Source organism: Nocardia sputorum (assembly GCF_027924405.1).
Classification (GTDB): Bacteria; Actinomycetota; Actinomycetes; order Mycobacteriales; family Mycobacteriaceae; genus Nocardia; species Nocardia sputorum.
On the sequence record NZ_AP026978.1, the window covers coordinates 6,218,473 to 6,240,651 of the forward strand.

Sequence of the window (22,179 nt, forward strand, 5' to 3'; positions counted from 1 at the left end):
CGACAGCCACACCTCCGCGCTGGACAGCGGCGGTGGCCTGCCGAAGTGTCATCCCTCTCGGCAAGTTATCTGACGCCTACGGCTTGGCCGACGAGGTGATCGGCGGTCCGGCCGTGGCTCCGGAGTCCGGCACCCCTGCGTAGTCGGGCAGCTCGACGCCGTTGATCGCACGCTCGAGAAGTTCGGTGAACCATTCGCCGGTGAAATCGATGCTCGGCTCGGCGCCCGGCCCGGGGACCTCGCGGCTGCGCACGTGCAACCGGCCGATTTCCTGGTTGGCCTCGACGAACGAGCGCATCCGCCGCTCGTAGCCGGCGAACCCGGCCTCCGGGTCCCACCCGGCAGCGGCCAGCTCTCCGGCCAACAGGTAGGCGCCGACCAGCGCCAGCCCGGTGCCCGCCCCGGACATCGGCGACGAGCTGAACGCCGCGTCCCCGAGCAACCCCACCCGTCCGCTCGACCAGCGGTCCATCACCACCTGGGCGACCTGGTCGAGGTAGAAGTCCGGGGTGTCGTCCAGGTGGGCGAGGATGCGCGGGGTCAACCAGCCCATACCGGCCATCCGCTCACGCAGCAGGCGCTTCTGGGCCGCGACGTCGCGGTCGTCGACGTCGAAGTCCCCCGAGGGGAAGGAGAACATGGCCATCGCCTGGCCGGCGTCCCGGATGGGCCGGAGGCCGGCGGAGCGCCCGGACTCCTGATAATCGATCAGCCAGCGGTCCAGCCCGAACTCGTTGGGCACACTGTAGAAGGCCAGCACGAGCCCGAGGTGGCGGACGAACCGCTCGCGTGGCCCGAAGACCATCGCTCGCAGCGCCGAGTGCAGCCCGTCCGCCCCGACCACCAGGTCGAAGCGCCGCCGGTCGCCACCCGCGAAGGCCACATCGACTCCGTCCGCGTCCTGGGTGAGCTCGGCGATCCGGTCTCCGAAGACGTACTCCACACCGTCGCGGGTGTCGTCGTAAAGCACCCGGGACAGGTCCCCGCGCAGGATCTCGATCTCCGAGATGTACCCGTCGCCGCCGTCGTCGTCCGCGCGGAAGGTCTCCAGCACGTTCCCGTCCACATCAACGGTGTACGCGCCGGCGGTCTCGGTGCGGGCCGCGCGCACCGCCGCGTCCAGCCCCATCCGCCGGATGACCTCCTTGGCCACCCCGCGCGCGTCCACCGCCTGCCCACCGGGACGCAGCTCGGGTGCCCGCTCCACCACGGTCACCTCGGCCCCCCGCCGACGCAACCAGTGCGCCAGCGCGGGCCCCGCGATGCTCGCCCCCGCCACCAACACCCTGGTATTGCTCACCGCGCCCACTGCTCACCCAGCCGGATCGTTTGCCGCCGCACGGCGTCCTCGACGCTCATCAGTGCCTCCCTGTGTTTCCCTGCCCACGCTGGAACGCAGGCTCACCGCTGTCGGTGTTTCCACCGGTATGGACGACGGATCCACACAGAATTCATCGGCGCAACCGCGATCCCGCCCACGCTCCCGCGAACACCCTGAACTCGGCATGCGGGAGCAGTCGGTCGGCCCGCCGAGCTGCCCGCAACTACTCGTTTCCGAGGTCCATTCCGTCCAACCCGGCTTCACGCAGGATGCGGGCCAGGGTGTCCTGGTCGACCGGGCGCTCCGGAGCCTCCGACTCCGAAACCGGGTTTTCCCGTGCCACCGGGAGCATTTCGTCGTAGCCCGGGTCGCCGGGATGGAACTCCTCGAAGCCGCTGTAGTAGACGCCGTCCTCGGTCCGGCCGCGCAACGGCAGCAGGATCGTCTCACCATCCTCGGCCAGCATGGGTGGGCTCGTGTCATCCGAATACGCGGTCAAAGTAATCCTTCAATTGCTGGGCGATCTGGTCGTTACCGAGGGCGAATTTGCGAAGCTTAGCGGTGCCGCCGTGCATCCAGGCCGTGAAAGCTTCGGCGAAGGCCTCGCTGCGCCGGTCGTAATAATCGTTCCATTTGCGATGTTTTCCGATGGTCTGCATCATCGTGGCGTGCAGATCACGCCACTCTTGGGCGTCGCTGAGCCATCTCCCACCGGTACCGTACGCCGCGTCGGCGGCATGCCCGAACTCGTGGAAGACCACCTGCTCACTGCCGCTGCGCCCGCCGGAGTTGATCACCAGGCGGCGCGGCCCACCCATGTACACCCCTTGTACGGTGTCCCAACTGGTTCCCGGCTTTCGGCCGTACGGGGTGCTGCCTGCCAGGCTCTCGGTGCCGGGCAATTCGAGCATGGGGCGATTGCCGATGACGATTCCACCCCCGGGAACCGCGTTCATGTGCTCGCTGACCCGCGCGTAGATATGGCTGGGCACGTGAGCGAGATCCTGGACCATCCGCAAGGTCTCGGGTGTCCGGTCGATGATGTTCACGAATGCGCCGCCGTCGGGAGGCGGATAGGCGACGACGAACTCGAACGAGTCCGCGAGCCGCACGCTATCGCCCGGATGCAGCATGACCTTCGTTCCCGGCGCGATCTCCGTCCCGTTGACATGGGTGCCGTTCGTCGATCCTTCGTCACGGATCCAGACCCGGCCGGAGGGGTAGACGCCGACACTGGCGTGCCGCCGGGATATCTCATTGGTGCGGGTCAGCCCATCGGGTAGTTCTGCGCTGTCCCGGCCGAGCAGCAGTGGCTCGCCACCACGTGCCAAGTCGAGGGACACGTCGCCGTGAACGTTGTTCAGTTTCACCGGCAACGCTCTCGAAGCGCTTCCCCGGAAGCCGTCCTCGAATCGAGCCGCGCCCACCCAATCACCGAGACGAATCTGATTGCCTGGGCGCAACCGCACCGGCCGGTCCGGATCGACCTTGACATTGTCGACCCACGTCCCTCTCGAGGAGTTGTTGTCGCGCAGCCACACGTCTCCGTACTCGTCGCGGTAGACGGTGGCGTGCCGGCGCGACACCTTCTGGTTGTCGGCGAGGTGGCTCGCCATCGGTGACTCCAGGTCACGGCCGATCAGCACCTCCTCGCCGCGACGCAGCAGGAGGGGAGGCACACTCTCGTCGTCGGCCAATCTCACCTGCAACGGCGCTTCGTTACCGACTTGGAGTCTGCTGGACACCTCGCCGAAGGAGACCTTGTCTCCGGGGTTCAGGTACCGCTTCTCGCCGGCCGGGATGATCTCGTCGTTGACCTTGGTTCCGACCCAGCTGTCTCCGTCCGGGTCGCGCACCCAAACACGACCGTCGAGATCGCGCCCGACGACGACTTCCCTGCCCGGTCTTCCGATCACCATCGCATGACCGTTCAGTGCACTGGTGTCGACGGCCACCTCCTGGCCCGGTGCGAGGCGTATCGGGAGCTTGCGCTTGAAGGGCTCGAAATGCAGTTCGGCGGGTGGGTGCTGCGGTCGTATCTCGCCGCCGAGCCGGGCGGTCCCGACGTAATCCGGACCGATCCCCAGATTGTCGCCTTCGGCGAGCGTCACTCTTTGGTTCGGAGCGATCCTGTCCCCATTGATCCACACTCCTTCGGATCCCGAATGATCGCGGATCCACAGTCGGCCGTCGTGGTCCAGGCCGAGCGTCGCATGGCGTTCGCCGACATTGGGGATCCCGCGCAACTGAGACGCGAACGGCGAACTCTCGTCGGTGCCGATCACGACCGTTTCTCCCGGCGCGAGCCGCACCGGTGTCGCGTCCGCGCCGCTCCCGATTCGCACGCGGACCGGATCGACCCCGGTTGTCGCATCCGTAGGCACGAATTGCGCCGTACTGTCATACCAGCCGAGGCGCAAGTCGTCCCCTGGCTCCAGTACCCGACGCTCCCCCCGGCCGAGCCGATCGCCGTTGACTTGGGTGCCGTTGCTGGAACCGACGTCCCGGATCCATACCCGCCCGTTCTCATCCATGCCGACGATCGCGTGGCGTCGCGAGATACTGTCGCGCCCGGGCGCTTCCGGGTGCACCATCGCACGACCGATCTCGATCTCCTGGCCGCGATGGAGCTTCAGAACCGGTCCGTCGTTGCCGAACAGCCGCACTTCGGCCATCTGACGCTGGAACGTGACGCCGAGTTCCAGATCGCGACTGAACATGACGTCTTGGCCGTCGTAGATCCGCACCCAGCGACCGCCGGTCAGCTGTTTGCCGTCGACGAAGGTGCCGTTCGTCGAGTTGTCGTCTCGAAGCAGGACATGGCCTTGCTCGTCCACCGTTATCGTCGCGTGGCGACGCGAAACTCTGTCGCCGGCCATGTGTTCCAACAGCGCGCCGTCACCACGACCGAGCACGTACTCCTGGCCTGGAATCAGGCGCAGCTCAACGCGCGCGTCATCCGGACCGGTCAGCACCATGTCGACGTAGCCACCCTCGGGATGGCGGTAGAACTGGGTGAATCCGGCGGGAGGCGGAGCACCCGCGAGCACGTACCCGTCCTGACTCGCCGGTTTCTCGTGTTCCTCGACCCGCGGCTGCGGTCGTGTCGGCGGGCCGTCATACGTCGGTTCGTCGGTCCGGGCGCGAGGCGTCGGATCCCTGGGCGTCACCGGAGACTCATCGGCTGCCGACTGCCGCCCGGCCGGATCCGCCTCATCGAGCGGAGGACGCGGCCGCGACTCCTCCGGGACACGCGAATCGTCCCGGACCGGTGGCCGACCATCCGAGGCCACCTCGTCGACCGGGACCCGCGGCGTCAGCTCCTCCTGCCGCACGAGCGGGCCATCGGCATTCCGAGGCAGCGGCGGCGGCTGGTCCCTGCGGCCTCGTGGCGCGACAGCCGAGCCGCTGACCTCGTCGCCGCGCGGTGTGGGTGGTCTGCCGTTGCGCCCATACGCGTCGGTCCCGGGTGGCCGGTCTTGTCGTGGCGTGACGGACACCGCCCGGCCGTCACCAGGGACGATTCCCGGCGCCGAGCCGGGGGACTGCGGTGACACGGGCGGCAGGACCCCACGCCCGGCGTCACCACCACCCGCGGCATGCTCCTCCAACGCGGTCATCCGCTGGAGCATGCCGTCGTACCAGTCCCGGCGGCCCGCGGCGTGGAAGACCGGGCTCAGTTCTTCGACCCGCTGCCGGATCTCGTGCAGTTCCGGGCGAGTGAGAGCGTGGTCATTCCACAAGATTTCGAGGTTGTCTCCGTAGCGCAGGAAGTTCTCCGCGAAGGACCCGACGACATACTGCGCGTCGGTGAAGTTCTCGAATGCGCGGCTGTGGTCGATTCCCCACACGTTCCCAGCCGGATCCACCATCCAGTTGTCGCCATTGCGGTCGGGTATGCGTATCAGCACGTCCATGACGCCCTGGCGCATGCCCGCAGGACCGCTGAGGACCTCCGGCGGGAACGCGCTTCGCGGATACGTCTCCGCCGCCACCGTACCGGGCACGACCTCCATGTAGACGTGGTCGCCGATGACATGCACCGCGGGCACCCGTGCGCCCACCGCGTCGCCGACCAGCGAACTCAGGAATTCCGCGTGCGCGTGCTGCGGATCGGAGACCACCTTGTGGATCACCTCGGTGCCGTCGTGGAAGACCAGCCGCTCCACCACTCTCGCCGATTTGCCTTCGGTGCTGAAGCGCTCGATCGCCTCCACCCGCAGTGGTTCACCCGAGCTCAACAGCTCGTTGACGCGTGAGGCGAATTCCCAGTGACGCAGCCCGAGTCGAGGCGCGTCGCTGTCCGAACGCACCGCGTTACGGCCTGCGGCGTGGACCCGGATCGCGGAACCCGCGGCACCGACGAACCCGCTGCCGAAGCCAGTGATCGCGGATTCGCGCACCATCTTGAACAGATCCCCCAGGCTGTGGATCTCGTCCAGATGGATCAACACCGAGGGCACCGCGCCGGCCAGACCGCCCGCGAGGCCACCCGCGCCGCCGAGCAGCATCGTGCCGCCCAGATGCGCGGCAAGCCGGCCGGAGGGAGTGACCGCTCTGCCGCGCGTCCAGCCCAGCACGCGCGGCGCGAGCCTGCGGCCGACCTCCGCACCCGCGACGCCGCCGACCACACCACCCAGGAGCATTTCCAAGAAGGCGCCCACGTCGAACTTGTCGCGCACGCCGGTCTTCAGGTCCCACAGCTGTGCGCCACCACTGATCGCGGCGCTGGTCAGAAGGCCGATCTTCGCCGCGTGGACGGCGGTGTGCAGCGCGGCTCGTTGCGCCGCGCCCGCGACCGCGCGCTCGCCCACCTCCGCGGCCAGTCGCGCAGCCGCGGCAGCCATCGCCTGCTCGGCCTCGATCCGGTCGATCAGCGCCTTCGCGCCACCACCTTGGAAGAAAAGCAGCGCGTCATAGGCCAATTGAGCCGCCAGCGCGATCCCCATCGCGATCAGCAGATGTTGCGTCTGCACAGCCGAGTCGGCGACGTCGTGGCACTGCTTGCCCAGGCTCTGACACACCGCCGCCTGATCACGCATGGATTGCACGACTACGCGATGACGTTCGGCCAGCGCCGTCGACGTCGCGCCCTCAACAGCTTGCTCGGTACCCGCCGCCTCGACCTCGTACCGGTCGGCCGAGTTGTTCAATTCACCGGAAGCAACCAGGTACGCGTCCCCGTTACGACGCATTCCCTCGACGTCGGTCTCCGGCCAATGACCGAGGACCAATTCCCGCACAGCCGAGGGCACCTCGGCCAGCAAACCGCTCGAATCCATCGCAGCTTGCCTCCCGGCACCCTCACAGTCGCTGCGAGACCATCTAGACATACCGGAGCGCGTTCAATATTCCCAACAGTGGCGACACCTCTGACCAGGAGAGGCGGTGGCCGATAGGAATCGCGACAGGGCGATGAACTGTTGAGAATGCAACTACTGGATGGGGCGGGGATTCGTACCCACATCCCCGAATCCGGCATTCCGCCAGCCAATACTTTTCGGGGCGTCGGATAGGCGGCCTGGATCCAACGCTTCGTGGGCGGCGAATCTCCCCGCCGGCGAGAAATGCAACCGTGGCTGCCGCGACAATGGATAGCAGTGTGTAGGGAGTAGGTGTGGGCGAGAAGTTTTCGGTCGACCCGGACAAGCTGCGCGACCACGCACCGCGGTTCGACCTGATCGGGGCGGATGTGGCGGCCACCGTGCAGAAGCTGCGCGCTGCTCTGGCCGGGGCGGGCGAACCGTGGGGCAAAGACGACGCAGGCCGCGCGTTCGCCGAATCCTACGTTCCGGAATACCAACGGACGATGACCGACTTGGACAGCCTCGTCGAGGTACTGCAGCAGGCCGGCACGGATCTGCGCCACCTCGCGGAGAACTTCGAGATCCAGGACCAGGCCGTCGGGCAACGTATCGACAATGCCGCCACCAAATTTCAGAACGACCCGGCACCGATTCCAGTGCGGATCGACGCCGGTCCCGCCCATCGGCTAGGCCCCGACGCTGCGGACGTACCGACCACCGCACAGCCTTTCGCGGGATCTCCCGTGCCCACTGCGGCCGTCACCGCGGCAGCACCGAGACAACCGGCTTCCGCCGCTGCCGCACCGGCCGATCGGTCACCGCTCTCATCGGCGCCGCCTGATCGAACCCAGGGCACACCCGACAACGGGCCCGCCTCCGGTCAGCGGCCGGGCCAGGCCGAGGGGAATCCGAACGGCGCCGACCATCAAGGCGCGGAGCAGCCGGGCTTGCCCGGCCCCAGCGTGAACCCGACTCGCCAGGCGGATGCCGCGCTCACCCGTCCCGCGCCGAGCAATCGACCGTCGTCACCGTGGACGAAGGCCAACGCCGAAACGACGCCGGCCGCTGCCTCGCGAGCCGCCGCCACGCAAGCCGCCGCGAAGCAGGCCGGTGCGGCGGGACCGAGCACGCCGTGGTCCAACGCCGCCGCAGGCCGACCGCCGAGAGTATCCGCCCCCGACGCGGGCACACCCGGTTCTCCGCCGCGCATGCCCGGCCGACCGACCGCACGACCGGACCAGAAAGACGAGAAACCGGACCGGAAGGTGAACGCTTCCGCCGAGTCGGTCGCGGCCCGTCTCGCCAGAGAACTGGCCGAGCGCCACGGCGTGCGAGCCTTCGGCTTCGACACTCCGGGCGTAGCGGTAGAGGTACTGACCGAGATCGTCGCCGCAGTGGACGACGTGCTGCCGCGATACCCGCAGATCGCCCTGCGCGCGATCGGAATCGAGGAACTGGCGGATGGCGAAACGGCTCGACTGCAGTGGGATTCGGCCGCGGCGCCTCGCGAATCGCGCGATTTCACCGATGCCGAGCGCGATTCCGAGGCGTCCGGAAAACGCTCACCGGGCGCGGCCCACCAGATGGTGTCCACCGCACGCATCATGCTGGCGCTACCCGTCGCGACCGACCCGAAGCAGTTGGAGCAAGCCGTGATCGCGGCCGACAACGCGGGCCTGGTCGCACCGGGATGCGCACGACGGCCCGTATATTCGGCGATCGTGCGGGAACTCGGCAGGGCGCTCGACGGAGCAGGCGGCTTCCACGCTCGCACCGGCGCACAGCGGGCGCTGCTCTCGGCTTACCTGCCGCAGCTGAGCCCCGAGGACAAGGGATCGCTGAATCGCACGGTGTCGGGCTTCCAGGAATGGCGAGCACAGCTGGGTGGCCACAGCTTCGACCGCGGACGGTTCCATCCCGCTGCCGCTCTGGCCGAGGCGTTCACCGACGTGATCCTGAACGCCGCGCACGCCACGCCGCCCGCGCAGGTGCTGCACCGCCTCCTGGTCACCACCGCGAACTCCCGCACGACTGCGTAACCGCTGCGTCTCCACGCGGTTGCGCGGAGCACGGATACACGATGTCCAGTCGTGAAGTGAATGATAGTGCGGCGCAAAGATACTGTGAGCGGTATGCGGTGGCTGGTTGCGGTGGGTCTGGTGTTCCTGCTGGCTGGATGTGCACAGATCACGGCGGGGAAGCCGCAGCCGGTGGCGGGCTCGTCGCAGGCGGGAACCGGGCCGTCGCAGTCGGGGACGCCGGACAAGAATGGCGATCTGCGAGATCGGATCGAGTGGGTTCGGCAAGGTTCGCCGGTCGATCTCGCTCGATTTCATCAAGTGCAGCTCGCCGGGGGCCCGGCGACAGATCTGGCGGCCGACATCGCGTTCGTCAGCCCGACGCACAAGATCAGCTGCATCACCGGCGTCGAGTTCGGTTTCGACGGGTTCGACTGCATGGTCGAGTTGCAGGAACCGGCGCCGGCGCCGGGTGAGGGCTACGGCCAGTGGTTCGGCGGCTACGTGACCTACTCCGGGCAGCGCTTGACGGTGGGCCAATTCCGGGGCGACCCAGGGCTTTTCATCAACGGCGAGGGCCCGACGTTGCCGTACGACAGCACCGTCGCCTTCGGCGAATACCTCTGCCGCCTCGCGACGACCGGTCTCACCTGTGTGCATCCCGCCCAGCGCACGGGTGTCCAGTTGAGCAGCGCGGGCGTCGTTCCGCTCGGCTGCCTGCGCGAGGTTCCGGAGGCCGAGCGCGAACCGGCCGTCGGCCGCGCTTACGCCTGCTGACCGCAAGAGGGCCGATGGCGTGGCGTTGCACTCGCACGTTCGCCCCCGAAAACGCGAACGGCGCCGCCCCTTTCGGAGCGGCGCCGTTACCAGCGATTCAGCGAATCACTTGATGATCTTCGTGACGCGACCGGCGCCGACGGTGCGGCCACCCTCGCGGATCGCGAAGCGCAGACCCTCGTCCATGGCGACCGGCTGGATCAGCTTGACGGACATCTCGGTGTTGTCACCGGGCATGACCATCTCGGTGCCCTCGGGCAGGGTCACAACGCCCGTCACGTCAGTCGTACGGAAGTAGAACTGCGGACGGTAGTTGTTGAAGAACGGGGTGTGGCGGCCGCCCTCGTCCTTCGACAGGATGTACGCCTGGCCCTCGAACTCGGTGTGCGGGGTGGTGGTGCCCGGCTTCACGACGACCTGGCCGCGCTCCACGTCCTCGCGCTTGATACCGCGAACCAGCAGACCGACGTTGTCGCCCGCCTGGCCCTGGTCGAGCAGCTTGCGGAACATCTCGATACCGGTGACCGTGGTCTTGGTCTTCTCCGGGCGGATGCCGACGATCTCGACTTCCTCGTTCACGTTGATCACGCCACGCTCGACGCGACCGGTGACGACGGTGCCACGACCGGTGATGGTGAACACGTCCTCGACCGGCATCAGGAACGGCTTGTCGGTCTCACGAACCGGGTCCGGGATGGACTCGTCGACCGCGGCCATCAGCTCCAGCACCGACTCCGACCACTTCGGGTCGCCCTCGAGCGCCTTCAGACCGGAGACCCGGACGACCGGCGCGTCCTCGTCGAACTCCTGCGAGGCCAGCAGCTCGCGGACCTCCATCTCGACGAGCTCGAGGATTTCCTCGTCGTCGACCATGTCGGCCTTGTTCAGCGCGACCAGGATGTAGGGCACGCCGACCTGACGGGCGAGCAGCACGTGCTCACGGGTCTGCGGCATCGGGCCGTCGGTGGCGGCGACCACGAGGATGGCACCGTCCATCTGCGCCGCACCGGTGATCATGTTCTTGATGTAGTCGGCGTGACCCGGCGCGTCGACGTGCGCGTAGTGGCGCTTCTCGGTCTGGTACTCGACGTGGGAGATGTTGATCGTGATACCACGAGCCTTCTCCTCCGGCGCCTTGTCGATCTGATCGAACGCGAAGCTCTCGTTCAGATCCGGGTACTTGTCAGCCAGCACCTTGGTGATCGCTGCGGTCAGCGTGGTCTTGCCGTGGTCGACGTGACCGATGGTGCCGATGTTGACGTGCGGCTTCGTCCGCTCGAACTTCGCCTTCGCCACTTCTTGGTCCTCCTGGACTTGTTGGTGCGTGCAGTTGCAGCAGTGCGGGGATCATCCCCGCGGACACGGGGATAGGGTCTTACAAACGGCCGGGAGCCATTTACTCGCCGGTCGCCTTGGCGATGATCTCCTTCGACACGTTGGCCGGAACCTCCGCGTACGAGTCGAACACCATGGAGTAGTTCGCCCGGCCCTGGGTCTTCGACCGCAGGTCACCGATGTAACCGAACATCTCCGAGAGCGGAACCAGCGCCTTGACGACACGGGCACCACTGCGTTCCTCCATGGCCTGGATCTGACCACGGCGGGAGTTCAGGTCGCCGATCACATCGCCCATGTAGTCCTCGGGCGTGGTGACCTCGACCGCCATCATCGGCTCGAGGATCACCGGACCGGCCTTGCGAGCCGCTTCCTTGAGCGCTTGCGCGCCCGCGATCTTGAACGCCATTTCCGACGAGTCGACGTCGTGGTAGGCGCCGTCGAGCAGCGTGACCTTCAGGTTCACCAGCGGGTAGCCGGCGAGCACACCGTACTGCATGGCGTCCTGCGCGCCCGCGTCCACCGAAGGGATGTACTCCTTCGGCACGCGGCCACCGGTGACCTTGTTCTCGAATTCGTAGTGCGCGCCGTCCTCGCCGACGAACGGCTCCAGCGCGATGATCACCTTCGCGAACTGGCCGGAACCACCGGTCTGCTTCTTGTGCGTGAACTCGAGCTTCTCGACCTTCTTGGTGATCGTCTCGCGGTAGGCCACCTGCGGCTTACCGACGTTCGCCTCGACCTTGAACTCGCGCTTCATGCGGTCGACCAGGATGTCGAGGTGCAGCTCGCCCATACCGCCGATGACGGTCTGGCCGGTCTCCTGGTCGAGCTTGACCGAGAAGGTCGGGTCCTCTTCGGAGAGGCGCTGGATCGCGGTGCCCAGCTTCTCCTGGTCGGACTTGGTCTTCGGCTCGATGGAGACCTCGATGACCGGATCCGGGAAGGTCATGGACTCGAGCACGATCTGGTTCTGCGGATCGCACAGGGTGTCACCGGTGGTGGTGTCCTTGAGGCCGATGACCGCGTAGATGTGGCCGGCCGAAGCCGCGCCCACCGGGTTCTCCTTGTTGGAGTGCATCTGGAACAGCTTGCCCAGACGCTCCTTCTTGCCCTTGGTCGAGTTGATGACCTGGGCGCCGGAGTCGACCTTGCCGGAGTACACGCGGACGTAGGTCAGCTTGCCGAAGAACGGGTGCACCGCGATCTTGAACGCCAGGGCCGCGAACGGCTCGTCGGCGCTCGGCTTGCGGGTGAGCAGTTCCTCTTCCTTGCCGGGCACGTGGCCGGTGGTGGCCTCCACGTCCAGCGGCGAGGGCAGGTAGTCGATGACCGCGTCGAGCATGGGCTGCACGCCCTTGTTCTTGAACGCCGAGCCACACAGCACCGGGTAGAGCTCGGAGGTCACCGTCAGCTTGCGGATGGCGCCCTTGATCTCGTCGATGGTCAGCTCTTCGCCGCCGAAGAACTTCTCCAGCAGCGCCTCGTCCGACTCGGCGACGGTCTCGAGCAGCTCCTGGCGGTACTGCTCGGCCCTCTCCTTCAGGTCGTCCGGGATCTCGACGACCTCGTACTGCTCACCGAGCTTGGTCTCACCGCGCCAGACCTTGGCGTTGTTCTCGACCAGGTCGACGATGCCCTCGAAGGTGTCCTCCGCGCCGATCGGCAGCTGGATGACCAGCGGCTTGGCGCCGAGGCGGTCCTTGATGGTCTGCACGGTGAAGTAGAAGTCCGCACCGAGCTTGTCCATCTTGTTGACGAAGCAGATCCGCGGCACGTCGTACTTGTCGGCCTGACGCCACACCTGCTCGGACTGCGGCTCGACGCCTTCCTTGCCGTCGAACACCGCGACGGCGCCGTCGAGCACGCGCAGCGACCGTTCCACCTCCACGGTGAAGTCGACGTGCCCGGGGGTGTCGATGATGTTGATCTGGTTGTCTTTCCAGAAGCACGTGGTAGCCGCGGAGGTGATGGTGATACCACGCTCCTGCTCCTGCTCCATCCAGTCCATCGTGGCAGCGCCGTCGTGGACCTCACCGATCTTGTACGTGATGCCGGTGTAGAAGAGGATGCGTTCAGTTGTGGTCGTCTTGCCCGCATCGATGTGGGCCATGATGCCGATGTTGCGGACCTTGTTCAGGTCGGTGAGCACGTCCTGTGCCACGGAAATCTTCCCCGCTCGTAGCTAGTTGGGATTATCGGGGACGACCCTGTGGTCGCCTCTATGTCAACGCCGGACGCGGCCGGTGAGTGCCGCGTTCCGGCTGTGCCTCCCGACCCAGACGACGGGCCGGGCAGACGTCACCAGCGGTAGTGCGCGAAGGCCCGGTTGGACTCGGCCATCTTGTGGGTGTCCTCGCGGCGCTTGACCGAGGCGCCGAGGCCGTTGCTGGCGTCGAGCAGTTCGTTGGCCAGGCGCTCGACCATGGTCTTCTCCCGGCGCGCCCGCGAGAAGTTGACCAGCCAGCGCAGGGCCAGGGTGTTGGCGCGGCCCGGACGGACCTCGACCGGGACCTGGTAGGTGGCGCCACCGACGCGGCGGGGCTTCACCTCCAGCGACGGCTTGACGTTGTCCAGCGCGCGCTTGAGGGTGACGACCGGGTCGGTGCCGGTCTTCTCCCGGGCCTGCTCCAGCGCACCGTAGACGATGCGCTCGGCGGTGGACTTCTTGCCGTCCAGCAGGATCTTGTTGACCAGCTGAGTAACCAGCGGCGAACCGTAGACCGGGTCGTTGATCAGCGGACGCTTGGGTGCGGGGCCCTTGCGTGGCATATCAGCTCTTCTCCTTCTTGGCGCCGTAACGGCTGCGGGCCTGCTTGCGGTTCTTCACACCCTGGGTGTCCAGCGAGCCGCGGATGATCTTGTAGCGGACACCGGGGAGGTCCTTCACACGACCGCCGCGCACGAGCACCATGGAGTGCTCCTGCAGGTTGTGCCCCTCGCCCGGGATGTAGGCCGTGACCTCGACCGAGCTGGTCAGGCGAACACGCGCGACCTTGCGCAGCGCGGAGTTCGGCTTCTTCGGGGTCGTGGTGTACACGCGGGTGCACACGCCACGACGCTGCGGGCTCCCCTTCAGGGCCGCGGTCTTCGTCTTGGCGACCTTGTCGCGGCGACCCTTGCGGACCAGCTGGTTGATGGTTGGCATAGACCGGCTTTCCTTATTAGTTAACGCGGTGTGTGGACTTCATGTCTGTTTTAAGTTCGCGGCGCTCCCGGGGCCCTTCGTGGCGGCAAGCTTCCACTGCCGGGCCCGTCGTTCACACCGCTGTCATCGAGCTTTCACTCGCACGTCCGGCCACGTTTCTCGCGTCCCGAGGTCGGGCGTGTCGCGCGCGGCGCGGAGCCCTTATTCCGGGCACGCTGGAGTCGTCGGCCGCTCTCGCTGGCCTACGGTCACGCACGAACTTGCCCGCATGCTTCCGGGCACAGCGATCCACGATACCCGTGGCCGGGACACAGGGTCAAAGCGGGTCGGTCCGATGATCGTCTACCTGGCCAGGTTCAAGGTCATTTCCATCAGCTTCTTCGCCGCGTCGCACGGATCGGGGTGCACCGAGCCGGGCCGATAATTGATCCACCAGCCGATCACGCCGTTGTCCGGCGCACTGGCGGTCACACCGCAGGAGTCCGGATCCTTCGGCCTGCGGATCTGCAGCGCGAGCGAGCTCTGGATGGTGATATTGGTGGTCTCGTAGCCGAGCTTGTTGTTCGTCTGCTTCTCGTTGCTGAGTGTTCCGTTCTCGTACCAGTTCAGCGTGGCCATGCCGTTGCCGCCGGGCGCGCCGAGCAGGTCCCACATGCAGACCGCCCCGAAGAACGACTCGCTGACCGTGACGCTCTCGCCGATGGCCTTGCCGATCTGATCCTCGGAGAGGATCTGGCATTCGCGCAGCAACTTGTCCAGCCTGGTGTTGACCGGCTGGCTGCCGCCCACCGGCTGCGGGTTCCCGGAGATCTCCTGGCCGCACCCGCCCACGGACAACGCGAGGGCCACGGCGACGGCCGCGGACGCGCCGCGCCTGCGCATGTCTCGGCCGACGTTCACGCGCCACACCTCACTGGATCCGTTGCAGAGTCAGCTCGGCGAGCGCGCGGCTGCGGTCGCAGGGGTTGCCCGAGGCGAACGGGCCGGTGTTGGTCGACCACTCGAAGAAATCGTCGCCGAGCTGCACCGCGAGATCGCAGATCGTCCCACCCGGGTCCAAGGCGGCGAATCCGTCCCGCCCGGAAACCTTGATCGGATCGGGCGCGCGGCCGTTGACGGTCACCCACGCCCGTTCCCGTTCGATGGGACTGCCCCGGTAGGACGCGAAGGTGATACTGGCGGAACCGATTCCGGCCGACTGCCAGTTGCAGCCGACCGCGTTCCGGAACACCCCGGAGATCTGGCCGAGGCCACCGAGATTGCGCACCTCGTCGTCGGTCACGTGACCACACTCCCCGACGAACGGGCCGAGCGCCACCACTTTCGGCGCCGGGCGCGACGGACCCGAGTCCTCGGTCTCCTCCCCCGAACCGCAACCCGCCAATGCGAGCACCAGGGCTGTCGCGATGCCGACTGCCGACTTGATCCGCATGGCAAGAACTCTACCGACGCGCCGGCCGGAGTGGCTCGACGAGATCGCCCGCCCCGGCCTCACAAATTCCCCCGGGCCTCCTGTTCTCGTTCGATCGCCTGGAACAGCGCTTTGAAGTTCCCCTTCCCGAATCCGAGGGACCCGTGGCGCTCGATGAGTTCGAAGAAGACCGTGGGGCGGTCGGTGAGCGGCTTGGTGAAAATCTGCAAGAGGTAGCCGTCTTCGTCCCGGTCGACCAGGATGCCGCGGCGCTGGAGTTCCTCGACGGGAACGCGGACCCGGCCGATGCGGGCGCGCAGTTCCGGGTCCTCGTAGTAGGCGGCGGGTGTTTCCAGGAATTCGACGCCCTCCCGGCGCAAGGCGTCCACGCAGGCGAGGATGTCACCGGTGGCGAGCGCGATGTGCTGGACGCCGGGACCGCGATAGAACTCCAGGTACTCATCGATCTGCGAGCGTTTCTTGCCGACGGCCGGCTCGTTGAGCGGGAATTTCACCCGGTGGTTGCCGTTGGCCACCACCTTGCTCATCAGGGCCGAGTACTCGGTGGCGATGTCGTCGCCCACGAACTCGGCCATGTTCGTGAAACCCATGACCCGCCGGTAGAACTCGACCCACTCGTCCATCTGCCCGAGTTCCACGTTGCCCACCACGTGGTCGATCGCCTGGAACAACCGGGTGGGCGCCCCGTCGCGCCGCTGGTAGCCGGAGCGGCGGGCGACATAGCCCGGCAGGTAGGGCCCGTAGTAGCCGGAACGATCGATCAGGGTGTGCCTGGTCTCGCCGTAGGCGGCCAGCGCGGCGGAGCGGACGGTGCCGAAGTCGTCGGTCTCGTCGTGCGGTTCGACCAGGATGGTCGCGCCATGTGCGCGCGCCCACGCCACGCAGCGGTCGACATCGGGCACTTCCAGTGCGATGTCGACCACGCCGTCGCCGTGCCGGTCGTGGTGCGCGACCAGCGGACTGTCCGGATGCACCGCTCCGGTGATCACGAAGCGCGCCGCGCCGCTGCGCAGGACGAACGCTTTGTGATCACGGTTGCCGGTCTCCGGGCCGGAGTACGCCTCCAACCGCATTCCGAAAGCGGATTCCAGGAAATGCGCGGTCTGCGTGGCGTTGCCCACCACCCAGACCAGGGCGTCCCACCCGATGACCGGAAACGGGTCACCGCTGGCGTCGTGGTCGACCAACCCCACCAGCGTGCGCAGCTCGCCGTCGCTGGGAACGGCGCCGGATCGGGTCTCCGGCAGGTGCTCGATGGTCATGGTCCAAGGAAATCGCCGGGTCCGCCGAGTAGGCAACAGCGCCAACTAGCGGTAGACAGTGTGGCGATTTCGGCTAGCAACCGGGGGATAATGCTGGACAATTTGAATAGCATCAGCGGGACGGGCAGCAAGCCCGCCCGGTGCTCGAACGGAGGCCGCCATGGCGCGCACATCGGCGAAGCTCGACGAGCTCGATCTCGCCATCCTCACCGCGATGCACGAGTACCAGAAGGCGGGCATCCTCGAACTGTCCCGCCGGACCCGGGTCGCCAGGGCCACGGTGCAGTCGCGGATCGCGCGCATGGAGGAGTCCGGCGTGATCGCCTCCTACGACCCGCAGATCGATGTCACCGCCGCGGGGTTCGACGTGCAGGCGTTCGTCACGCTGGAGATCGCCCAAGGTGCGCTGGACGCGGTGGCGGCCGAACTCGACGCCATTCCCGGCGTGCTCGAGGCCTATGCCACGACCGGCACCGGCGACGTGCTGTGCCGGATCGGGGCCGACTCGCACGCCGGGTTGCAGGCCGTGCTGCTGAGCATCGACCGGACCTCCTCGGTGGTGCGCTCGCACAGCGTCATCGTGCTGTCCACCGTGGTCGCCCGCCGGGCGCTGCCGCTACTGCGCACGCTGAGCCCGACCGGGACCACCAAGGCGCCCGCCTATCGCCCCGCCCGCGACCGATAGCCGATCCGGCTCACGGCCGCAGGTCGGCCCCCGCGTCGAGAATCTCCACACTTCCCTGCTTGCCCGCCTCCAGAAAGGCGAGCAGCGCGTGTGCCTCCGACTCGACCTCCGCGCGCTCCGCCTTCGTCCACGTCCGGGTCGGGCTGATGCGGAGCCGGGCGGTCCCGGAGTTCGCGAACACCTTGTACAGACCCGCGAGAAAGCCGTCGACCAGCACCGGGGATACCTGGGCCGCGAAGGCGCGCAGCGGAGGGACAGCGCCGTCGGGCACGATCCGGGTGCGGTCCTGGTGCGACAGCAGGGCGTTGTCGTACCACCCCAGCAGCCGCACCGGGGCGGGGATGTCCGGATCGGCCAGTTCACCGTCGGCGACGTCGTAGAGCGTGCGACCGCGTTCGTCGGTGTAGGTACGCACCCGATAGCCGAGTTCCGCGACGGCCTGCTTCATGCCGGGCAGCTTCGACCAGGTCTGCATGTCCATGGTGCTCGCCGGGCCGAAGGCCCGCAGGTAGCGGAAGATCAACTCCGCCAACGGATATGTGGGGTCCAGCGGCGCGCCCAGCCAAGGCTCGACCCGCGACCAGATCGGCCTGCTGTTGTCCTTCCATTTCCCGCGCGGCGGAGTCTGCAAGACCGGCAGCTGATACAGCCAGGTTTGCACCACCGCACCCGGATCGCGGTCGGGATAACGCTCGGCGGCGCGGGCGCGCAGGTCCGCTGCGGACATCGGCTCGTCGCCGAGCACCGCTTCGCCCTGCCCGCGCACCTCTTCCGGGTCGAGGCCCACCATGGCGCCGTAGTTGAAGCCCTTGCGGAAGGGCACTTTCTCCAGTTCCGGCTGCACGTGCGGCGCGATCCGCAACGCGTCGGGGGGCGTGACCAGATGAATGGTGCCGCGCATCAACGTGATCCGGACCAGGGAGCGGTCCTCCAGCGCGTCCGACACCGTCGCCGGGTCGAAGGCCGCGACGCGGCTCCACAATCCGACGAACGGCGGCGGCGAATCCTGCGCCTGCAACCCGACCAGATGGTCGCACATCTCGTGCACCGTCCACCGCGAGCGGGCGAGCAGATGCTGACGAGCCAGCAGAGTCCGGTTCAGTACCCGGTTGGACAGTTTCATGACGGGGGCGTGGGATACGTCAGCGCAGCGTGACCACGACCTTGCCGGTGGCCGTCCGGTTGTCCAGCGAGGCGACCGCCTCCGCGGCCTTGTCCAGCGGATACAGCACCGGCTCCGGCGGCGCGATCTTGCCGGAGGCAAGCAGCGGCTCCACCTCGGCCCACTGCTCCTGCAGATAGCCCGGGTGCGACATCACCCATTCACCCCACGCCGCGCCGGTCACCTCGACGTTCTTCAGCAGCAGCCGGTTGACCTTGACGGTCGGGATCTCCCCGGCGGTGAAGCCGACGACCAGCAACCGGCCCGCCGAGGCGAGCGAACGGATGCTGTCGGTGAAGCGGTCGCCGCCGACCGGGTCGAGCACGATGTCGACGCCGCGACCGCCGGTCAGCTCCTTCACCGCCGCCAGCCAGCCGTCGGTCAGCACCACGTCGTTGGCGCCGTTGGCGCGCGCGACCTCCGCCTTCGCCTCGGTGCTCACCACGGCGATCACCCGGCCCGCCCCCAGCGCGGCCGCCAGCCGCAACGTCGAGGTGCCGATGCCGCCCGCGGCGCCGTGCACCAGCACCGTCTCGCCCGCGGCCAGCCTGCCCCGGGTGCGCAGGCAGAAGTGCACGGTCAGGTCGTTGAACAGGATGCCTGCGCCCGCCTCCAGCGAGACGTTGTCGGGCAGCCGGAACACCATCTGCGCGGGCGTGACGGCCGTCTCGGCCATCGCGTTGCCGAGCATGGTGAGCGCGACGACCCGGTCACCCGGCCGCACGTGCGCGTCCTCGGGGGCCTCCCGGACGATGCCCGCGACCTCGCCGCCCACGACGAACGGCAATTCGGGCTTCATCTGGTACAGGCCGCGCGTCATCAGCACGTCCGGAAAGGCCACGCCGGCCGCGTGCACGTCGATCACGACGCCGCCCGGGAACGCCGCGGGCTCCGGAATGTCCACGATCTGAACCGCTTCCGGTCCTTCCAGCTTGCTGACCTGGGCTGCGCGCATGTGCCGACCTCTCTGTCCTCGCACCGGCATGATCCGCGCCGGCGCCACACCGACAACATAACGGGCGCCGCCCGAGGACGCCCGTCCGGACGCCCGATTTTGCTATGCTGGCCGCGACCTCGCGGTCGGGAGGGAAGGGGGATTCATGGTCGAGCAAAACCAGCCGCTACCTGCGACGACGATGCAGGTCGATCCGGCGGCGCTGCGCTCGTTCGCGCAGACGCTGCGCACCGAGGCCACGTCGGTCGCCGAGCTCGGCGGCGAGGGTTTCGGCGCCCTCGCCGGGGCGCTGCCCGGCACCGAGTTCGGCCCGGTGGCCGAGCGTGCGAACGATGCCGTGCATCGCTGCCTGGAACGGGTCGGGTCGCGGCTCACCACGATCGCCGACAACCTGCACAACGCGGCGGGCAAGTACGAGCTGGCCGAGGACGACTTCGCGGCCAAGCTCCGCGCGATAGGGCTCCAGCTGCCATGACCCTCACCATCCCAGACGTCGAGAACTGGCAGCCGGAGCAGCTTTCGGCGGCGGGCGCGCTCGCCGGACGGATGTCGCAGGGGCTGGACACCGCGGTCGCGAAAGGCGCCGACGACACGAAAGCCCTGTCCGACGCCAAGCAGTGGTCCGGCTCCGCGGGCGACGCCGCGAACGCCAGGATGCAGACCGAGAAGACGCGCGCCTCCGCGGTGAGCGCCGCCCTGCTCGAGCTGCAGACCGCGCTCACCGCGCTGGTGCAGAACCTGACCGACGCGAAAGCCAAGGTGCTGAGCCTGCGCGACGACGCGCTGAACCAGACGCCGCCGTTCGATGTCGCTCCCAACGGCACCGTGGACGCCAAGACCCGGATCGACTATCTCCGCGGGCACGCGGACAAGGCCGACGTCGAGGGGCTCGTCTTCCAGGAGGCGCTGCAGGCCGCCTCGCGCACCTGGGAGCTGACCAACGCCCTGAAGAGCGCGGAGGACGTGGCCGGCCAAGCCACGACCCGGGTCGAGGGCGCGGTCGGGAAATTGGAGGCGGCGTTCGCCGGGCTCGGTGAGCCCGGTGCGAACGTGCCCGCGGCGCCCACCGCACCCGCCGCCACCGCACCGGCCGCCGCGCCGGGCGCCCCGGTCGCCGCGGCTTCGCCGGACCGCTCCAGCCAGCTGATGTCCGGGCACAACAACTCGCACGGCACCTCGTCCGGCACGACGTATCAGGGTGGTCCGAGTTCGTCCGCGCCGACCGGCCCGCTGCCGAGCGGTGACGTCGCCCGATGGATCGCCGAGGCGAAGCAGAAGCTCATCGCGATGGGCTACGACCCCGCGCAGATCGACGAGCGGGCCATCGCGCTGATCATCGAGCACGAATCCGCGGGCAACCCCTACGCGGAGAACCGCTGGGACAGCAACTGGGTCGCGGGGCACCCGTCGAAGGGCCTGATGCAGACCATCGACAGCACGTTCAACGCCTACAAAGCGCCCGGTCACGACGACATCTGGAACCCGGTCGACAACATCATCGCCGGAGTGCGGTACTCCATCGACCGCTACGGGTCGCTCGGCAGCGTTCCCGGGGTCGCCGCGGTGAACTCGGGCGGCGCCTACCAGGGCTACTGAGCCGATCGGAGCTACTCCCGGCCAGGTCGCGCACGCAAGACCCCGTTTCTGCTGGCCCAGGTCCCGGCAGACGGACTATTAAGGAGGTACGGACGGCTCGACGCGAGGGTGTGACGTACGCCCCGTAAAGTCGTCACAACAGCACCGCATGAAGAAACGCGGCACACCGTGCAGCGCGAGGAGCACAAGTGTCACTCGATCAGCCACTCGCCCCGCTTCCCCAGGAGGGCATGGGCTTTGCTTCGGCGTGGCCCGTCCGGGCTGGTGATGTGGATCCCTATGACCGGTTGCGGTTCGACGCCATCGCCCGCTACCTGCAAGATATCGCCTGGGAAAACCTCCATAGCACGTTCTTCCACCGGACCGATCCGAACTGGATCGTCCGGCGCACGGTCATCGACGTCATCCGGCCGATCCTGTGGCCGGACGAGGTGCGGCTGCTGCGGTGGTGCTCGGCGATGTCCACCCGGTGGACCAACATGCGGGTACGGATCACCAGCGGAAACGGCGGACTGATCGAGACCGAGGGTTTCTGGATCAACATCAGCGAGTCCACCGGCATGCCCGCGCGGATCAGCGACGAGGGCCTCGCCTACCTCGCGCGCACCTCCACCGAGCATCGCCTGCGGTGGCGGCCGTATCTGACCGACGCCACCCCGCCGGAGTCGGACACCGACTTACCGTTCCCGGTGCGCGCCACCGATATCGACCAGTACAACCACGTCAACAACGCCTGTTACTGGCAAGCGGTGGAACAGTTCCTGGTCGAATATCCCAAACTGCTCGCGGGCCCGCACCGCGCGGTGATCGAATACGTGGCCCCGGTCCTGGCGCGCCAGCACGTGAGCGTGCGCAGCCGGTACGAGCCGGGGGATCGCACCGGGCAGCCGGTGCTGCGGCTGTGGTTCGTGGTCGGCGGAACCACGACGACCGTCGTCCGCATCATGCCCTTACCGGGCTCCCCCGCCTCTCCGGGTTTCTAGGCCGTACAAGTCAGGAGCGCTAGAGTTACGTTCAGGTCCTGCGTTGGTTGCGACTCGGGTTTTGGGCGTTCCCGGTGAGTTACCCATGTGCTCGCGAGATCAGTCGGCCAGTTCCGCTGAAAACATTCCGGGGGCGATCGCGGACCTGCCGCCAGGTTCTCTCAGGGCCACGCGGCCAGCTGCGGAGCGAACGGTCCGG

General features: G+C 67.7%; 18 protein-coding genes. 6 read left to right on the forward strand and 12 right to left on the reverse strand.

Features of this window, described 5'->3' with window-relative positions; all coding sequences use genetic code 11:
- Positions 1-76 precede the first annotated feature (76 nt).
- From QMG86_RS27835 to QMG86_RS27845, 3 genes are all read right to left on the reverse strand, one after another.
- Positions 77-1,300, reverse strand: coding sequence for an FAD-dependent monooxygenase (locus QMG86_RS27835; RefSeq protein ID WP_281875668.1), 1,224 nt, complete (start codon positions 1,298-1,300; stop codon positions 77-79).
- Between the two features lie 244 nt (positions 1,301-1,544).
- On the reverse strand, positions 1,545-1,787 hold the full coding sequence (locus tag QMG86_RS27840) for a hypothetical protein (RefSeq protein ID WP_281875669.1): 243 nt from the start codon (positions 1,785-1,787) through the stop codon (positions 1,545-1,547).
- Between the two features lie 13 nt (positions 1,788-1,800).
- On the reverse strand, positions 1,801-6,603 hold the full coding sequence (locus QMG86_RS27845) for an FHA domain-containing protein (RefSeq protein WP_281875670.1): 4,803 nt from the start codon (positions 6,601-6,603) through the stop codon (positions 1,801-1,803).
- 335 nt (positions 6,604-6,938) lie between these two features.
- Here QMG86_RS27845 and QMG86_RS27850 point away from each other — a divergent pair, with 335 nt between their 5' ends.
- Together QMG86_RS27850 and QMG86_RS27855 are read left to right on the forward strand one after the other, a co-directional pair.
- A complete protein-coding gene (locus tag QMG86_RS27850; protein ID WP_281875671.1) occupies positions 6,939-8,666 on the forward strand; it encodes a WXG100 family type VII secretion target in 1,728 nt (575 codons plus the stop codon).
- A gap of 93 nt (positions 8,667-8,759) precedes the next feature.
- Positions 8,760-9,422 (forward strand): hypothetical protein, encoded by a 663-nt coding sequence (locus tag QMG86_RS27855; protein ID WP_281875672.1) that lies wholly within the window; start codon positions 8,760-8,762, stop codon positions 9,420-9,422.
- 105 nt (positions 9,423-9,527) lie between these two features.
- Here the strand turns inward: QMG86_RS27855 and tuf are convergent, their stop codons facing one another.
- From tuf to hppD, 7 genes are all read right to left on the reverse strand, one after another.
- Positions 9,528-10,718, reverse strand: a complete 1,191-nt coding sequence (gene tuf, locus QMG86_RS27860; protein ID WP_063024777.1) for an elongation factor Tu — start codon at positions 10,716-10,718, stop codon at positions 9,528-9,530.
- Between the two features lie 100 nt (positions 10,719-10,818).
- A complete protein-coding gene (gene fusA, locus QMG86_RS27865) occupies positions 10,819-12,921 on the reverse strand; it encodes an elongation factor G (RefSeq protein WP_159849877.1) in 2,103 nt (700 codons plus the stop codon).
- Between the two features lie 137 nt (positions 12,922-13,058).
- On the reverse strand, positions 13,059-13,529 hold the full coding sequence (rpsG, locus tag QMG86_RS27870; protein WP_014353063.1) for a 30S ribosomal protein S7: 471 nt from the start codon (positions 13,527-13,529) through the stop codon (positions 13,059-13,061).
- A 1-nt stretch (position 13,530) separates the two neighbouring features.
- The gene (gene rpsL / locus QMG86_RS27875) at positions 13,531-13,905 is read right to left on the reverse strand and encodes a 30S ribosomal protein S12 (protein ID WP_039801925.1); all 375 of its coding nucleotides are present in this window, start codon (positions 13,903-13,905) and stop codon (positions 13,531-13,533) included.
- Positions 13,906-14,247: 342 nt separating this feature from the next.
- Entirely contained in the window at positions 14,248-14,805 is a 558-nt protein-coding gene (locus QMG86_RS27880) for a DUF3558 domain-containing protein (RefSeq protein ID WP_281875676.1), read from the reverse strand.
- A 10-nt stretch (positions 14,806-14,815) separates the two neighbouring features.
- Positions 14,816-15,337, reverse strand: coding sequence for a DUF3558 domain-containing protein (locus QMG86_RS27885; RefSeq protein WP_281875678.1), 522 nt, complete (start codon positions 15,335-15,337; stop codon positions 14,816-14,818).
- Positions 15,338-15,396: 59 nt separating this feature from the next.
- Positions 15,397-16,599: a 4-hydroxyphenylpyruvate dioxygenase gene (gene hppD / locus QMG86_RS27890; protein WP_281875680.1), complete on the reverse strand. Its 1,203-nt coding sequence runs from the start codon at positions 16,597-16,599 to the stop codon at positions 15,397-15,399.
- 160 nt (positions 16,600-16,759) lie between these two features.
- Here hppD and QMG86_RS27895 point away from each other — a divergent pair, with 160 nt between their 5' ends.
- Entirely contained in the window at positions 16,760-17,284 is a 525-nt protein-coding gene (locus QMG86_RS27895) for an Lrp/AsnC family transcriptional regulator (RefSeq protein ID WP_281875682.1), read from the forward strand.
- A gap of 10 nt (positions 17,285-17,294) precedes the next feature.
- Here the strand turns inward: QMG86_RS27895 and QMG86_RS27900 are convergent, their stop codons facing one another.
- Positions 17,295-18,407 (reverse strand): winged helix DNA-binding domain-containing protein, encoded by a 1,113-nt coding sequence (locus QMG86_RS27900; protein ID WP_281875684.1) that lies wholly within the window; start codon positions 18,405-18,407, stop codon positions 17,295-17,297.
- Positions 18,408-18,426: 19 nt separating this feature from the next.
- On the reverse strand, positions 18,427-19,401 hold the full coding sequence (locus QMG86_RS27905; protein WP_281875685.1) for an NADPH:quinone oxidoreductase family protein: 975 nt from the start codon (positions 19,399-19,401) through the stop codon (positions 18,427-18,429).
- Positions 19,402-19,546: 145 nt separating this feature from the next.
- On the opposite strand from QMG86_RS27905, the gene QMG86_RS27910 reads away from it, so the two are divergent.
- The 3 genes from QMG86_RS27910 to QMG86_RS27920 all read left to right on the forward strand — a co-directional run bounded on the left by QMG86_RS27910 (position 19,547) and on the right by QMG86_RS27920 (position 21,980).
- Positions 19,547-19,876 (forward strand): type VII secretion target, encoded by a 330-nt coding sequence (locus QMG86_RS27910; RefSeq protein WP_281875687.1) that lies wholly within the window; start codon positions 19,547-19,549, stop codon positions 19,874-19,876.
- Entirely contained in the window at positions 19,873-20,997 is a 1,125-nt protein-coding gene (locus QMG86_RS27915) for a transglycosylase SLT domain-containing protein (RefSeq protein WP_281875688.1), read from the forward strand. Before QMG86_RS27910 ends, QMG86_RS27915 begins: the two co-directional genes overlap by 4 nt.
- A gap of 188 nt (positions 20,998-21,185) precedes the next feature.
- A complete protein-coding gene (locus QMG86_RS27920; protein WP_281875689.1) occupies positions 21,186-21,980 on the forward strand; it encodes an acyl-[acyl-carrier-protein] thioesterase in 795 nt (264 codons plus the stop codon).
- Positions 21,981-22,179 lie beyond the last annotated feature (199 nt).

What these genes read in the sequence shown, in the direction of transcription:
- QMG86_RS27840 (WP_281875669.1), bottom strand. Translation starts at nt 1,787, where the DNA reads ATGCTGGCCGAGGATGGTGAGACGATCCTGCTGCCGTTGCGCGGCCGG.
- QMG86_RS27845 (WP_281875670.1), bottom strand. Translation starts at nt 6,603, where the DNA reads ATGGATTCGAGCGGTTTGCTGGCCGAGGTGCCCTCGGCTGTGCGGGAA.
- QMG86_RS27855 (WP_281875672.1), top strand. Translation starts at nt 8,760, where the DNA reads ATGCGGTGGCTGGTTGCGGTGGGTCTGGTGTTCCTGCTGGCTGGATGT.
- rpsG (WP_014353063.1), bottom strand. Translation starts at nt 13,529, where the DNA reads ATGCCACGCAAGGGCCCCGCACCCAAGCGTCCGCTGATCAACGACCCG.
- rpsL (WP_039801925.1), bottom strand. Translation starts at nt 13,905, where the DNA reads ATGCCAACCATCAACCAGCTGGTCCGCAAGGGTCGCCGCGACAAGGTC.
- QMG86_RS27885 (WP_281875678.1), bottom strand. Translation starts at nt 15,337, where the DNA reads ATGCGGATCAAGTCGGCAGTCGGCATCGCGACAGCCCTGGTGCTCGCA.
- hppD (WP_281875680.1), bottom strand. Translation starts at nt 16,599, where the DNA reads ATGACCATCGAGCACCTGCCGGAGACCCGATCCGGCGCCGTTCCCAGC.
- QMG86_RS27895 (WP_281875682.1), top strand. Translation starts at nt 16,760, where the DNA reads ATGGCGCGCACATCGGCGAAGCTCGACGAGCTCGATCTCGCCATCCTC.
- QMG86_RS27900 (WP_281875684.1), bottom strand. Translation starts at nt 18,407, where the DNA reads ATGAAACTGTCCAACCGGGTACTGAACCGGACTCTGCTGGCTCGTCAG.
- QMG86_RS27905 (WP_281875685.1), bottom strand. Translation starts at nt 19,401, where the DNA reads ATGCGCGCAGCCCAGGTCAGCAAGCTGGAAGGACCGGAAGCGGTTCAG.
- QMG86_RS27910 (WP_281875687.1), top strand. Translation starts at nt 19,547, where the DNA reads ATGGTCGAGCAAAACCAGCCGCTACCTGCGACGACGATGCAGGTCGAT.
- QMG86_RS27915 (WP_281875688.1), top strand. Translation starts at nt 19,873, where the DNA reads ATGACCCTCACCATCCCAGACGTCGAGAACTGGCAGCCGGAGCAGCTT.